This is a genomic window from Clostridium sp. 7_2_43FAA, from assembly GCF_000158375.2.
In the GTDB taxonomy this organism is placed as follows: domain Bacteria; phylum Bacillota; class Clostridia; order Clostridiales; family Clostridiaceae; genus Clostridium; species Clostridium tertium.
This window is the reverse complement of sequence record NZ_JH815222.1, coordinates 1,853,567-1,866,784: the sequence shown is the minus strand read 5'-3', so window position 1 is coordinate 1,866,784 and position 13,218 is coordinate 1,853,567. Positions and strand designations below refer to the sequence as shown.

The window sequence follows — 13,218 nt, the reverse complement described above, 5'->3', positions numbered from 1 at the left end:
TAAAAGGCATTAAAGGCTCTAGCTTAAGCTAGGGCCTTTAGTGTTTTTAAAACATTTGTAATATAGTATTAGCTAAAGTACTGCTAGGATCTTTTTCAATAACTTCTTCAGCAATTTTTATTGCATCATATGTTTTTATAAAGTTATTTGGAAGAGTTGAAAATATAAGAAGCCATTCCTTATATTTAAGATTATTTTTATATTTTAATGCTTTATTTATATGATTAAATGCTAAATCCTCATATGATAAAGGTGTTAGGATAATAAAAACAAAATAAGACATTAAGTAATGAGCATATGCTAACTCATCATAAAGCTTTTCATCTTCAAAATAATTTATCTTATTAATTAACCAAAAATAAAAATTTGTTTGCATATAGTAATCGTAAGACTTAAGTTCTATTAACTTTTCTTCATCTATTTCAAAAATAGAGATTTTATCTAAATTTAACTTTAATGCTTCATTTAAATTGTTCATAATAAGCTCCTTCTTTAGGTTTTATATTTATTATTGTAAAGTACCTTAATATAAAATTCAATTAATAAAAAGTAATAAACTAAGATGCTATATTGACAAAAAAAATTAAAAGTGATAAAAGTAGGGTGATTAAGAGTTATTACACAAGTAAAAATGTATAATTTATAATGAATTCAAAAGCTTGTTAAAGTAGTTTTAAAGTAATATAAATTTTGCAGTACATATTAAAGGAATTGAATTATTTACCATTATGAAGAAATAGGAGACATAAAAAATGAAAGATTTTAATATATGGTGGCAGCCATTTAAATCCTTAGGTGAAAAGAGTTTTATAAGAAATTTAATTGTAAGTTTATTAGTATTATTTTATTTGATATTTATACCAGTAGTAATGATAAATAAAATAAATATAGCAAATAGATTTTTAATAATTTTTACAATTATAATAAATGTTTTACTTATTATAATTGGATATTTTTCAGGTAAAAAGTTATGGAAAAAAGGCGAAAGCATTAAATAAATATTAAGTATAGAAAGAGTGAATTACTTATGACAGGATGGATAATTTATAATGGAACATTAAATATTCCTAAAATAAATAAGCTTGTAAAATCTTTAGTAACTGAAGGAAAAAATTTAAATGTAAAGTTAGAGGCAGTTAAAAATACGGAGATAATACCTACATACAATAATGAAGGAAAAGCTGAGCTTTTATATTTAAAAGAGATTGAAAGCCCAAAATTTATTATATTTTGGGACAAAGATGTATTATTAGCAAGGCACTTAGAAAAGATGGGATTTAAGGTCTTTAATTCAAGTAAAGCCATTGAATATTGCGATCATAAGGGGTTAATGCATTTAGAACTTTCTAATAATGATATACAAATGCCAAGAACAATATTATCACCAATGATTTTTGATTATTTACTAAATAGTGAAGATTATTTAATAAAATGTTATGAGGAACTTGGCAAAGAAATAATAATAAAGGAATCAAAGGGTTCTTTTGGTATGCAGGTTTATTTAATAAAAGATAAAGAAGAGTTTATTAAAAAGGTTACAGAATTAAATAAAAGAAATGTAGACTTTATTATGCAAGAAAATATAAAAAGTAGTTATGGAAAAGATATAAGAGTAAATATCATAGGGAATAAAGTGATAGGGGCTATGCTTAGGGAATCTGATAAAGACTTTAGAGCTAATATATCTCAAGGTGGAAAAGGTAAATTAATAAACTTAACAACAGAACAAGAAGAGATTGCATTAAAAGCTCATAAGGTATTAGGTTTAGATTTTTCAGGCGTAGATTTATTATTTGGTGAAGATAATAAACCTATATTATGTGAAGTGAATTCAAATTTGAATTTTTTAAGCTTTGAAGAGCTTTGGGGAAAAAGCTTTGGAGCAGAAATATTAAAATATATATTAGAGGAATGTTTATGATAAAAGGGTTAGTTATTTATGATGAAATAGATGTAGAAAAAAATAAAAGCTATATAAATTGGTTAATAGAAGATGGAATAAAATACAATTTGGATTTGGAACTTATATTAACAAAAGATATAGATTACAAAATTGTAAATTCAAAATATAAATTTGCTATAAATAGATCTAGAGATTATAAAATAACTTATGATTTAGAATCATTAGGACTAAGAGTTTTTAATAAATTTAATTTTTGCAGGCTTGGAAATGATAAGTTAGAAGCATATAATTTTATGGAAACTTTAGATATTAAGTATCCAAAGATTTATAGAAGCATTGAAGAGTTAAATAGTAATAAAAAGATAATAGAAAAACCTAAAAATGGACATGGTGGAATAGGAGTTAATATATTAAAGGATTTTAAATCTTTAGATTTTAATAAAAATGTTTATCAAGAGTTTATTGAAGATTATGTTGGAGATATAAGGTTTTATATAATAAATAATAATATAGTTAATTCAGTAATTAGGCTTCCTAAAGAAGATGAAATCTTATCTAATTTTTCAAGGGGTGGCAATGTTGAATTATATAAATATTCATCTTTGCAAAAGGAGATATTAGAAAAGCTACTAAATAATATAGATATAGATTTTGGGGGAATTGATTTCTTACTTTTAGAAAATGATGAAATATTATTCAATGAATTTGAAGATGCAGTTGGAAGTAGAATGTTAAGTTATTTAGGTGTAAATAATACTATGGAATTATTTTTAGAGCATATAAGAAAAAGTGTTAAAGGAATGAAATAGATATGAAGGATTTAAAGACAATAAAATATTTAGAGGAGCTAAGAGTATTAGGTTCAAATTATGGATTAGAACGTACAGAGAGATTATTAGAGTTGCTCGGAAATCCACATAAAAAACTAAAGCTTATACATATAGCTGGAACAAATGGAAAGGGATCAACTTCTTCTATATTAGGTAAAGTTTTAATTGAACATGGTTATAAAGTAGGATTTTTTAATTCACCACATTTAGAAGAAATAGAAGAAACAATAAGAGTAAATGATGAGAATATACCAGAAGAGGATTTGGTATACTTATTAGAAGAAATAAAGCCATATGTTAATAAAGTAGTAGAAGAAGGATATAAGCATCCAACTGAATTCGAAGTATTAACATGTATTATGTTTTTATATTTATATAGACAAAAAGTTGATTTTGGAGTAATAGAAGTAGGCCTTGGAGGCAGGTTAGATTCAACAAATGTAATTAAACCAATTTTATCAATAATAACATCTATAAGCTTAGATCATACAAATATTTTAGGAAATACAATACAAGAAATAACTAATGAAAAAGCAGGAATAATAAAAGATGCAATTCCAGTTATAACTTGTAATCAAAAGGATGAAGCTCTTTATATTATAAAAAATAAAGCATTATTAACAAAATCTAAATTAACTATTGTAGATTCAAATGATTTTGTTTTTTTAGAAATAGTAAATGATGATATTCCTTATCAAAGAGTTTCAGTAAATTTTAATAATAATAAATACACTTTAGATTTAGCTTTGCTTGGAAAACATCAAATAATTAATTTATCTTTAGCAATTAAAGCATTAGAAGAGCTTGAAAAGTTAAATTATATAAAGGTAAATATTAATAAATTATATAAAGGCGTAAAAAATGTTAAATGGAAAGGAAGACTTGAGGTATTAAAGAAAGATCCATTTATAGTAATTGATGGAGCTCATAATATTGCAGGGATAGAATTTCTTAAAAGTAATATAGAGGAATATTTTAAATATAAAAATTTATATTTAATACTTGGAATTTTAGCAGATAAAAATGTAGAAGAAATGGTTAAAATAATAGCACCAGTAGCTACTGAAGTGTACACTGTTACTGCAAATTCAATAAGAGCAGCTAGTGCAAATGAGCTAAAGGAAGTAGTATTGGAGTATAACAATAATTGTATTGCTTTTGATGATTATGACAAGGCAATAAAACTATCATTAAGTAAAGCAAATAAAGATGATTTAATAGTTGCAGCTGGTTCTCTTTATATGATAGGAGAAATAAGAAAGCAAATTAATAATATATAAGGTTATTTGTATATTTTCACTAAGTAATAATGTCAGATAACATAATACTTGCATATTTTATATTGAGGTGATTAATATGAAAATAGTGTTAGATTATGGACACTGTTTGTCGGGACCTGATACTGGAGCATCGGGAAATGGGTATAGAGAAGAAGTTTGTACAAGAGAGATTGGAAAAAAAGTTAGAGCTAAATTAGAGAATCTAGGACATTATGTTGTTGTTGTATCACCAGATTATGCTTTAAGTGTATCTGAAAGTTTAAGAATTAGAGTTTCTTCAGCTAATTCAGCAGCAGCAGATATTTCGGTTTCAATTCATTTAAATGCAGGTGGCGGACGAGGAACTGAAATTTATACAAAAGGTGGATCTACTCTTGTAGAGGCATCTAATATTTTAAAAGAAATGAATGTTATAGGATATATAAATAGAGGAATAAAAAATGGTAGTGAACTAGCTGTAGTTGGAGGAATAAGAACTAAATCAATGTTAGTAGAGTGTTGTTTTATTGATTCTAGTGATATGAATATTTATAATCCTGAAAGAATTGCAAATGCTATAGTAAAAGGATTAGTTGGACAAGAAGTGACAACGCCAACTGAACCAGAAGCACCAGTAAATCCACCTACAACTACACCAGGTACTGATAGATATTTAAATTTAAACAAATCAGTTAGTAGATGGAGAGTATATCCTTTAAGTAAAGCTCCTATTATAGGAAATGAAGTAGGATTTTTAGCTCCATCAACTTATGGGGGATTATCATATAAAATATTAGGAAATCCACAAAGTAATGTATATACTATAAATACACAAACCTTTGGAAGAGTAAATATTTACGCGCCTAATGATAATGATAGTTCAATTACTACTAATGCTTTATATGGAGATAGCACAGTAGTTTCACCAGGAACACCAGGATCATCTGGAAGCCCATCATCAAGTAGAAGATATTTAAATTTAAATAAATCAGTTGCTACTTGGAGAGTATATTCATTAAATAGAGCACCTGTTATAGGAAATGAAGTAGGATTTTTAGCTCCATCAAGATATGGAGGATTATCTTATGAAATATTAGGGAATCCACAAAGCGACGTTTACACAATTAACACTGAAACCTTTGGGAGAGTAAATATATATGCTCCAAGAGACAATGACAGCAGTATTACAAATAATCCAATATATTAGATAAATTTTAGTGTAATTAGTAAAATTAATTTTACTAATTACACTTTTTTATAAATTGAGAATTATATTCGAAATTATACGAAAATAGGAGAGTTAATACATATCATTAAGGTTAATTCTCAATTTATTTTTATGAGAAAAGAGTGAATAATATATAATGAAGAGTAAAAGTTATTTTATTTTTGATAACAAATGTAACAATAATGATAATTTAAAGTGAAAAGGTTTATTTGTTTTTAGAAATATGATAGTATTTTATTAATCATAAATTAAGGAGGCTTTTAACATATGGCAAAGCATTTACACATAATGGCTAATGAAGGAGCTATAGCCGAAACAGTATTATTACCAGGAGACCCATTAAGAGCTAAATTTATAGCTGAAAATTATTTAGAAAATCCTGTTTGTTATAATGAAGTTAGAGGAATGTATGGCTATACTGGTACATATAAAGGCAAAAGAATATCTGTACAAGGAACAGGAATGGGGTTACCATCACATTCTATATATGTAAATGAACTAATTCAATTTTATGGAGCAAAAAGACTTATCAGAATTGGATCAGCAGGATCCATGAATGAAGATGTTAATGTAAGAGATATAGTTTTAGCACAAAGTGCATCAACAAACTCAGCAATAAATAAAAGAAGATTTCAAGGTATGGATTATGCTCCAACAGCAAACTTTGATCTTTTATTAGAAGCATATAATAAAGGAAAAGAAAAAGGATTAAACATTAAAGTTGGTAATGTTTTATCTTCAGATTTATTCTATGATGATACTAATGTAGGAATAAAGTTATGGGCTGATTATGGTTGTTTAGCTGTAGAAATGGAATCAGCTGAGCTTTATACACTAGCAGCAAAGTTTGGAGTAGAAGCGTTATCTATACTTACAATTTCTGACCATATATTTAAAGGTATAGAAACTAGTCCTGAAGAAAGACAAAAAAGCTTTACTGATATGATGGAAATAGCATTAGAGCTAGCAAAATAATTTTTAATAATTTAAGTGAGAGAATTGTATCAAAATAAATTTTGATATTAGCCGATAAAAAGGGAAGTTCTAAATTCGAACTTCCCTTTTTGCGCATATATAAATTAATTAATATGTATCAATAAATAAAAGTTATATTTTAGATTATAAGTTTTAAATATGATAAATAATAATATAGAATTATGTTATTTAATAAGATTATATTATTAAAAATATAAATTTTAAATTTACAAACATATTAGGAAAGAAGTTGATTAATTTGATTGATGTATCACTATTAGGATGTGGTGGTGGAATGCCTATGCCAAAAAGAAATTTATCTTCTTTATTTATAAATTATAAAGGAAGAAAAATACTAATAGATTGTGGTGAAGGTACACAAGTAGCAATAAGAAGAATGGGACTTGGATTTAAGGCAATAGATTTAATACTTATAACTCATTGTCATGGTGATCATATTGTTGGACTTCCAGGACTTCTTTCAACCATAGGAAATAGTGGACGAGAGCATCCTTTAACTATAATTGGACCGATAGGAATTACAAATGTAGTAAATAGTCTTAGAGTTATTGCACCATATTTACCTTATGATTTAAATATAATAGAAAATCCCAATGAATTATATTTTAATGTGAAAAAGGATTTAATTGAATTAGATACAAATGATAAAAGTGATTTGATAGTAAGGACTTTAGAACTTGAACATTCATCACCTTGCCTTGGATATAATTTTTATTTTAAAAGAAAAAGAAAGTTTGATATAGATAAAGCTATTAAAAGTAATGTGCCTAAAATGTTGTGGAATAAATTACAAAAAGAAGAAGAAGTGATTTATGATGGGATTCAATATGATTACACAATGGTTTTAGGAGAAGAAAGAAAAGGAATTAAAGTAAGCTTTATTACAGATACAAGACCAATAAATAGTATTGTTAGATTCATAGAAAATAGTGATTTGTTTATTTGTGAAGGTACTTATGGAGATGATAAAGATATAGAAAAGGCTATAAAAAATAAACATATGACTTTCAGAGAAGCAGCAGGCTTAGCTAGTAATGGTGATGTGTGTGAAATGCTTTTAACTCATTTTAGTCCGGCTATGTTAAATCCAAATGAGTATTTAGAAAATGCTACTGAAGTTTTTAGTGAAGTAATAATTGGAGAAGATGAAATAACAAAAACCTTAAAGTTTACAGAGTAAGCTCTAAGGTTTTGATAAAGTTAATTACTTGAAGCAGCAGCGGCTGCGGCTGCAGATGTAGCAGCAGTTGCTGCTGCTATTTGCATTATAATAACTATATTTAAAGATATATTGTTAGTTGTTTCAATTAACTTTTCTTTGATTAAAGAATTAGTATCTTCTATAGATTCTAATGATAGTAAAGAAGCTATAATCATATTTCTCACAGCTCGGCCTAAAGTAAAGCTTCCAAATCCACTTTGTTTCTTTAATGAATTATTTATTGAATTTAAGTCAGTAGCAAATTTTTCATAATCAGCATTAGTAAGAGCTGCAACTCCTAAAATTGGTAAAGAATAGCCTTTTAATGGAACAGAGTGGTTCCTTAAAACTTTATCCAATAAAATAACTTTATTACATTTTTCTTGTGCTAATCCTTCAAAAAGTGAAAGTATATGGGACAAAGCTTGAAGGTTATTTCCACTATAAAAACTATTACTTCTTAAAATATTATAGCATTCTTCCATATCTATAAATGTTTGATCTAAGTTATTGGAAGTTGTTGCAATGAGAGCTGCGGCACAAATATCATCTTGTCCAGTTAAAAACAAATGATTTTTTTTCATAGTGTCATAGGCTTTTCTAGTATTTATAACTATTAAATCAATATCATTTGTATTTTTGTAATTGTATATTATTTGGGCTTCTAAAACTAAAAATTGATTGTTTAAGAAATAATTTTTTAATTTGCCATATATAATCATAATATCATTAAAACTTTCTTCTGGATTAGGTTGCATAGATAAATTAACAGCAGTAGTTAAAAGATTATTTCCTCTAAAGTTAGAAAATATAGAGGAATTATTTTTTATTATATCTATACAGTGATTAATTTTTTCTACATTTGCATTAATATTTCTTAATGTTAAATTTAGTGCATTACATCTCTTAAATGTACCCATGCCAAAAGTAGATTTTACATTTTCTAAGCTATTACTATTCTTAATTAGTAACTCAATTTTATTTTCTATCATAAATTTTCATCCCCTTTAAAATTATATAATAATATTATATAGATAAAACAGAACAATATCAATATTGAAACTGCTTTATATAATAAAAAATAACTCATAAAGAGGTGGTGGTATTGTTTAGATTGACATTGAGTATACTAAGATTAATGTTATAATGGTAATATATAGTAAAGCATGGAGGAGTAGATAAAATGAGAAGAAACAATAAAATTAAATTAAGTATTTTCTTTATAGCTACTATATTTTTTATATTTACAGGCTGTAAAGCAAAAGTGGAAGAAAATGTAATTAAAGATACCGAAAGAAAAGAAATATCAATAGTTGTTCCAAATGGAGTTCCGTCTACAGCAATTTCAAAATTAATAAAGGAAAATATACAGGTTAATGATAATTATAATATTAGTTATTCTATAGAAAATACATCAGATACATTAGCAACTTCGGTTATGAAAGGAGAACCAGATATAGCAATAGTTCCATCTAATCTAGCAGCACAAGCATATAATAAAGGGTTAGGTTATAAGTTAGTTGGAACAACAGGATATGGAGCTTTGTACTTGGTTTCAACTGAAGGAAAAATAGAGTTTAATGATATAAAAGGAAAAGAAGTGTATAACATAGGGAATGGACTAACTCCAGATATAGTTTTTAAAGCTTTATTAAAGGAAAGTGGAATATTAAATGATGTAACTTTAAGTTATGTAGGAGGAGCTACAGAATTAGCACCAGCAATATTAAGTGGTAAGGCTAAGTATGCTGTGGTACCTGAACCAGCATTAACTACTATATTAAGCAAAAATCCTAATATAAATATAATAGCTAGTTTAAATGATTTATGGAAAGAAAAATTTAATAGTAAAAATGGATTTCCACAAGCAAGTATAATAGTAAAAGAAGAAATAATAAATAATGATAAGGATTTTCTTAATGAACTTATAGATAAGGTAAATAACTCTATCCAGTGGGTAAATGAAAATAATAAAGAAGCTGCAGATTATTCAGTAGAAAATGGATCACAAGTAGAAGCTTCTATAATAGAGAAATCAATAAAAAATAGCAATATAAACTTTTCAAATGCAGGAGATAGTAAGCAAGATTACTTAGAGTATTTTAAGGTTTTAGAAAATGAAAATGCAAAATCAATAGGAGAAAAGATACCAAATGAAGACTTCTTCTATGAAGGATAAAAAGATTATATTCATGTCGCTACTTATAATAGTAGTGATATGGATATTTTTATCCAATAAAATTAATAATTCTATTTATTTGCCTAAAATAAGTGAAATAATAAATGAAATATTAAGGATAATAAAAGAAAAGAACTTTTTATTAAATATAATCAATTCATTGCTAAGAGGATTTATAAGCTTTTTTATAGCATTAATAATAGCAATAGTTTTAGGAATAGTTTCTGGATTTAATAAATTTGTATATAACTTTTTATATCCAATTAATTCAATATTAAAATCTATACCAACAATAGCATTTATATTAATAGCACTAATTTGGCTAAATAAAAATTATGCACCCTATTTGATAGGAATAATTATAGCGTTTCCTATTTTATATGAAACAACTGTGAATTCGATTTTAAATGGAAATAGTGAATTAAATGAGATGGTTGAATCTTTTGAGGTTAGTTTTTTCGATAAGCTTTTAAGCATACATATTCAAGCAATAATCATTAGCATTTCATCTATAGTGACATCAACATTTTCCTTAGTCCTTAAAGTAGTAATAGCAGGGGAAGTTTATGGTCAACCGTTATATGGAATAGGAACTGCAATACAAGGTGAAAAAATTAATTTTAATACATCAGGTATATTTGCGTGGATAATTATAGTAGCAATATTATGTTATATAACTGATAAGATCATTATATACTTTACAGGAAAGCTAATTAAGGGGAGGAGGTATATAGTTGATTAAATTTAACAAAGTTAATATAAGGTTCGAGGACAGAGTTTTATATGATGATTTTTCAATAGATTTTGAAGAAAATACTGTAAACTTTATAATGGGAGAATCAGGTATAGGTAAGAGTACTTTAACTAAATATATAAAAGATCAATTAATTTCAAGTGGAAATAAAGTCAGTGTTGTTTTTCAAGAAAGTAGATTAATACCCTGGAAAAATATATATAAGAATTTAGATATTGTGATTAAAAATAAATTAAGCAAAGATGAAAGAAAAGCAAAAATTAATAATATATTACAAAAGATGAACTTATTAAATTGTAAATATTTATATCCACATGAGTTAAGTGGTGGTATGAAGCAAAGAGTAAATATAGCTAGAGCCGTGATATATGATGCTGATATTTTTATCATGGATGAGCCTTTTAAAGGCTTAGATAAGGAAAATAAAGAAAATATCATTAAATATATAAAACAATATTTTTATGATAATAAAAAAACGGCTATAATTATAACTCATGATATAAACGAAGCAAAAGAGTTTACAAAGAAGATAATTTTTTTAAAGAACGAGCCTGTAAAAAAAGAAATAATTGAAGTTTAAAAGAAGTGAGAGTACACTTCTTTTTTTATTACATTTTAAAAAATATGGAAAATATATTTAAACAATTTGTTAATTATATAACAATCAATTATAAAACTGTGATAATCATCACAGTTTTTAGCGATAGTTAATGATAAAATTAAAAATCATAAAATAATATAACGAGTTTAAAAATTATGAATTGGAGATGTAAGTTATATGAAAAAAATTCAATCAACTTGTAATTTATGTGCTTTAGCATGTAACATAGATTTCTATGTAGATAATGGTAAGATTCAAAAGGTTTCACCTACTGTTGATTATCCAGTAAATAAGGGGTTTTGTTGTATTAAAGGATTAAACTTAGATAAGCAACAAACAAAAATTAAGGCAAGAAAATCCCCTTTATTAAGAGATGAAAATGGAGAAATGAGAGAAATATCTTGGAATAAAGGCTTTGAAGTTTTTGCTAAAAAAATGACTGAAATTCAAGCTAAATATGGTAAAGAAAGTGTTGCATATATTAGTACTGGGCAAATGACAACTGAAGAAATGGCGTTGCTTGGACATGTAGGAAGAAATTACATGGGTATGCATGGAGATGGAAATACAAGATTATGTATGGCGACATCAGTTGTAGCGCATAAGCAAAGTTTTGGTTTTGATGCTCCTCCTTATACTTTAAATGATGCTGAACTTTCAGATACTATAATTTTAATTGGAGCTAATCCAGTTATAGCACATCCAGTTTTTTGGGGAAGAATAAGAAAAAATAAGGATGCAAAAATAATAACAGTTGATCCAAGAAAATCAGAAACAGCAATAAATTCTCATATGTGGGTAGATATTAAACCTAAATCTGATTTAGTTCTATTATATACATTAGCAAATGTATTAATTCAAAATGGTTGGATTGACAAAAAATATATAGACGAGCATACAGAGGGATATGAAGACTTTAAAAATCATGTTTCTAAATTTACTTTAGATAATGTAGAAGAAGAAACAGGAATATCTAAAGAAAGAGTTTTAGAACTAGCAGAAATAATACATAATGGGAAAAGAGTATCATTTTGGTGGACAATGGGTGTAAACCAAGGATATCAAGCAGTAAGAACTGCACAATCTATAATAAACTTAGCACTGATCACTGGAAATATCGGTAGACCAGGAACAGGTGCAAATTCATTAACTGGTCAATGTAATGCTATGGGATCAAGAGCGTTCAGCAATACAGCAGGACTATATGGCGGCGGAGATTTTGATAATCCAATAAGAAGAAAAGCTGTAGCGGAAGCCTTAGAAGTTGACGAAAGTGTATTAGCAACTAAGCCAACGCTTCCTTATAATGTTATAATAGAAAAAGCAATTGCAGGAGAAATTAAGGGGTTATGGGTAATATGTACAAACCCAAGACATTCATTTACAAATAATGATGAATTTAAAAAAGCAGTAGAAAATTTAGATTTCTTAGTAGTACAAGATATATATGAAGATACTCACACTGCACAGCTTTGTGATTTATATTTACCTTCAGTTCCAGCTATAAAGAAAGAAGGAGTTCTTATTAATACTGAGCGTAGATTGTCAAAAGTTAATCCAGTAGTACCAAAAGAAGAGGGCGAATTATCTGATTTTGAAATATTCTTAAATATAGGTAAAGCGTTAGGTATGGGAAGTTTACTTGAGAATTGGAAAACTCCAAGAGACGTATTTGAATTATTAAAAAAATGTTCTAAAGGAATGCCTTGTGATATAACAGGAGTTACTTATGAAATGTTAGAAGGCAAAAATATGGAAGGCTCAAGAGGAGTTCAATGGCCATTCAAAGAAGGACAAGTTATAGAAGAGGATGAAAGAAGACTTTATGAAGATGGAAACTATTATACACCATCAAAGAAGGCTAAGTTCCATTTTGAAGATATAGCAGAAAATCCAACAGAGACCTCAAAAGAATTTCCTTATATATTAAATACAGGAAGAGGAACTGTAGGACAATGGCATACTCAAGTTAGATCTAGAGAAATAGAACATAATAAAATTTATAGAAAAGAATCATATGTTTTAATGAATCCAGATCTGGCAAGAGAGTTAAATATTAATGAAAATGAGAGAGTTAATATAACTTCACAAAACGGTAATACTAATGAGTTTAATGTTGTTTATTCAGAAAATGTGAAAAAGGATCATATATATGCGCCTATGCATTATATTGAAACAAATTCTCTAACTCCTTCAGTTTATGATCCTTATTCAAAAGAACCATCTTTTAAAACTGTTGCAGTGAATATTTTTAAAAAATAGGGGGG

At 26.7% G+C, this 13,218-nt stretch carries 13 protein-coding genes; 11 read left to right on the top strand and 2 right to left on the bottom strand.

Features of this window, described 5'->3' with window-relative positions; translation table 11 throughout:
• Positions 1-46: 46 nt before the first annotated feature.
• Complete coding sequence (locus CSBG_RS10440; RefSeq protein ID WP_008679324.1) at positions 47-478, bottom strand: hypothetical protein; 432 nt, start codon at positions 476-478, stop codon at positions 47-49.
• A 274-nt stretch (positions 479-752) separates the two neighbouring features.
• Here CSBG_RS10440 and CSBG_RS10435 point away from each other — a divergent pair, with 274 nt between their 5' ends.
• The 7 genes from CSBG_RS10435 to CSBG_RS10405 all read left to right on the top strand — a co-directional run bounded on the left by CSBG_RS10435 (position 753) and on the right by CSBG_RS10405 (position 7,396).
• A complete protein-coding gene (locus CSBG_RS10435) occupies positions 753-998 on the top strand; it encodes a hypothetical protein (RefSeq protein ID WP_008679323.1) in 246 nt (81 codons plus the stop codon).
• A gap of 29 nt (positions 999-1,027) precedes the next feature.
• Positions 1,028-1,921: a RimK family alpha-L-glutamate ligase gene (locus CSBG_RS10430; RefSeq protein WP_008679322.1), complete on the top strand. Its 894-nt coding sequence runs from the start codon at positions 1,028-1,030 to the stop codon at positions 1,919-1,921.
• Positions 1,918-2,712: an ATP-grasp domain-containing protein gene (locus CSBG_RS10425; RefSeq protein WP_008679321.1), complete on the top strand. Its 795-nt coding sequence runs from the start codon at positions 1,918-1,920 to the stop codon at positions 2,710-2,712. The genes CSBG_RS10430 and CSBG_RS10425 overlap by 4 nt, the downstream gene beginning before the upstream one ends.
• Before the next feature lie 2 nt (positions 2,713-2,714).
• On the top strand, positions 2,715-4,013 hold the full coding sequence (locus CSBG_RS10420) for a folylpolyglutamate synthase/dihydrofolate synthase family protein (RefSeq protein ID WP_008679319.1): 1,299 nt from the start codon (positions 2,715-2,717) through the stop codon (positions 4,011-4,013).
• A gap of 76 nt (positions 4,014-4,089) precedes the next feature.
• Positions 4,090-5,199 carry an N-acetylmuramoyl-L-alanine amidase gene (locus tag CSBG_RS10415; protein ID WP_008679317.1) on the top strand — a complete coding sequence of 370 codons (1,110 nt, stop codon included), beginning with the start codon at positions 4,090-4,092 and terminating at the stop codon, positions 5,197-5,199.
• A 288-nt stretch (positions 5,200-5,487) separates the two neighbouring features.
• Positions 5,488-6,195, top strand: a complete 708-nt coding sequence (gene deoD / locus CSBG_RS10410; protein WP_008679315.1) for a purine-nucleoside phosphorylase — start codon at positions 5,488-5,490, stop codon at positions 6,193-6,195.
• A 259-nt stretch (positions 6,196-6,454) separates the two neighbouring features.
• Positions 6,455-7,396 carry a ribonuclease Z gene (locus CSBG_RS10405; protein WP_035285304.1) on the top strand — a complete coding sequence of 314 codons (942 nt, stop codon included), beginning with the start codon at positions 6,455-6,457 and terminating at the stop codon, positions 7,394-7,396.
• A 20-nt stretch (positions 7,397-7,416) separates the two neighbouring features.
• On the opposite strand, the gene CSBG_RS10400 is transcribed toward CSBG_RS10405, so the two are convergent.
• A complete protein-coding gene (locus tag CSBG_RS10400) occupies positions 7,417-8,409 on the bottom strand; it encodes a DUF4003 family protein (RefSeq protein WP_008679313.1) in 993 nt (330 codons plus the stop codon).
• Between the two features lie 191 nt (positions 8,410-8,600).
• On the opposite strand from CSBG_RS10400, the gene CSBG_RS10395 reads away from it, so the two are divergent.
• From CSBG_RS10395 to CSBG_RS10380, 4 genes are all read left to right on the top strand, one after another.
• Positions 8,601-9,596 carry an MqnA/MqnD/SBP family protein gene (locus CSBG_RS10395; RefSeq protein ID WP_008679310.1) on the top strand — a complete coding sequence of 332 codons (996 nt, stop codon included), beginning with the start codon at positions 8,601-8,603 and terminating at the stop codon, positions 9,594-9,596.
• Positions 9,571-10,338 (top strand): ABC transporter permease subunit, encoded by a 768-nt coding sequence (locus CSBG_RS10390; RefSeq protein ID WP_008679308.1) that lies wholly within the window; start codon positions 9,571-9,573, stop codon positions 10,336-10,338. Before CSBG_RS10395 ends, CSBG_RS10390 begins: the two co-directional genes overlap by 26 nt.
• Positions 10,331-10,930, top strand: coding sequence for an ATP-binding cassette domain-containing protein (locus CSBG_RS10385; RefSeq protein WP_008679306.1), 600 nt, complete (start codon positions 10,331-10,333; stop codon positions 10,928-10,930). The genes CSBG_RS10390 and CSBG_RS10385 overlap by 8 nt, the downstream gene beginning before the upstream one ends.
• A 198-nt stretch (positions 10,931-11,128) precedes the next feature.
• Positions 11,129-13,213, top strand: coding sequence for a nitrate reductase (locus CSBG_RS10380; protein ID WP_008679305.1), 2,085 nt, complete (start codon positions 11,129-11,131; stop codon positions 13,211-13,213).
• Positions 13,214-13,218 lie beyond the last annotated feature (5 nt).

Excerpts from the sequence above, each read along its gene's own strand:
- CSBG_RS10440 (WP_008679324.1), bottom strand. The coding sequence starts at position 478 with ATGAACAATTTAAATGAAGCATTAAAGTTAAATTTAGATAAAATCTCT.
- CSBG_RS10435 (WP_008679323.1), top strand. The coding sequence starts at position 753 with ATGAAAGATTTTAATATATGGTGGCAGCCATTTAAATCCTTAGGTGAA.
- CSBG_RS10430 (WP_008679322.1), top strand. The coding sequence starts at position 1,028 with ATGACAGGATGGATAATTTATAATGGAACATTAAATATTCCTAAAATA.
- CSBG_RS10425 (WP_008679321.1), top strand. The coding sequence starts at position 1,918 with ATGATAAAAGGGTTAGTTATTTATGATGAAATAGATGTAGAAAAAAAT.
- CSBG_RS10420 (WP_008679319.1), top strand. The coding sequence starts at position 2,715 with ATGAAGGATTTAAAGACAATAAAATATTTAGAGGAGCTAAGAGTATTA.
- CSBG_RS10415 (WP_008679317.1), top strand. The coding sequence starts at position 4,090 with ATGAAAATAGTGTTAGATTATGGACACTGTTTGTCGGGACCTGATACT.
- deoD (WP_008679315.1), top strand. The coding sequence starts at position 5,488 with ATGGCAAAGCATTTACACATAATGGCTAATGAAGGAGCTATAGCCGAA.
- CSBG_RS10400 (WP_008679313.1), bottom strand. The coding sequence starts at position 8,409 with ATGATAGAAAATAAAATTGAGTTACTAATTAAGAATAGTAATAGCTTA.
- CSBG_RS10395 (WP_008679310.1), top strand. The coding sequence starts at position 8,601 with ATGAGAAGAAACAATAAAATTAAATTAAGTATTTTCTTTATAGCTACT.
- CSBG_RS10390 (WP_008679308.1), top strand. The coding sequence starts at position 9,571 with ATGAAGACTTCTTCTATGAAGGATAAAAAGATTATATTCATGTCGCTA.
- CSBG_RS10380 (WP_008679305.1), top strand. The coding sequence starts at position 11,129 with ATGAAAAAAATTCAATCAACTTGTAATTTATGTGCTTTAGCATGTAAC.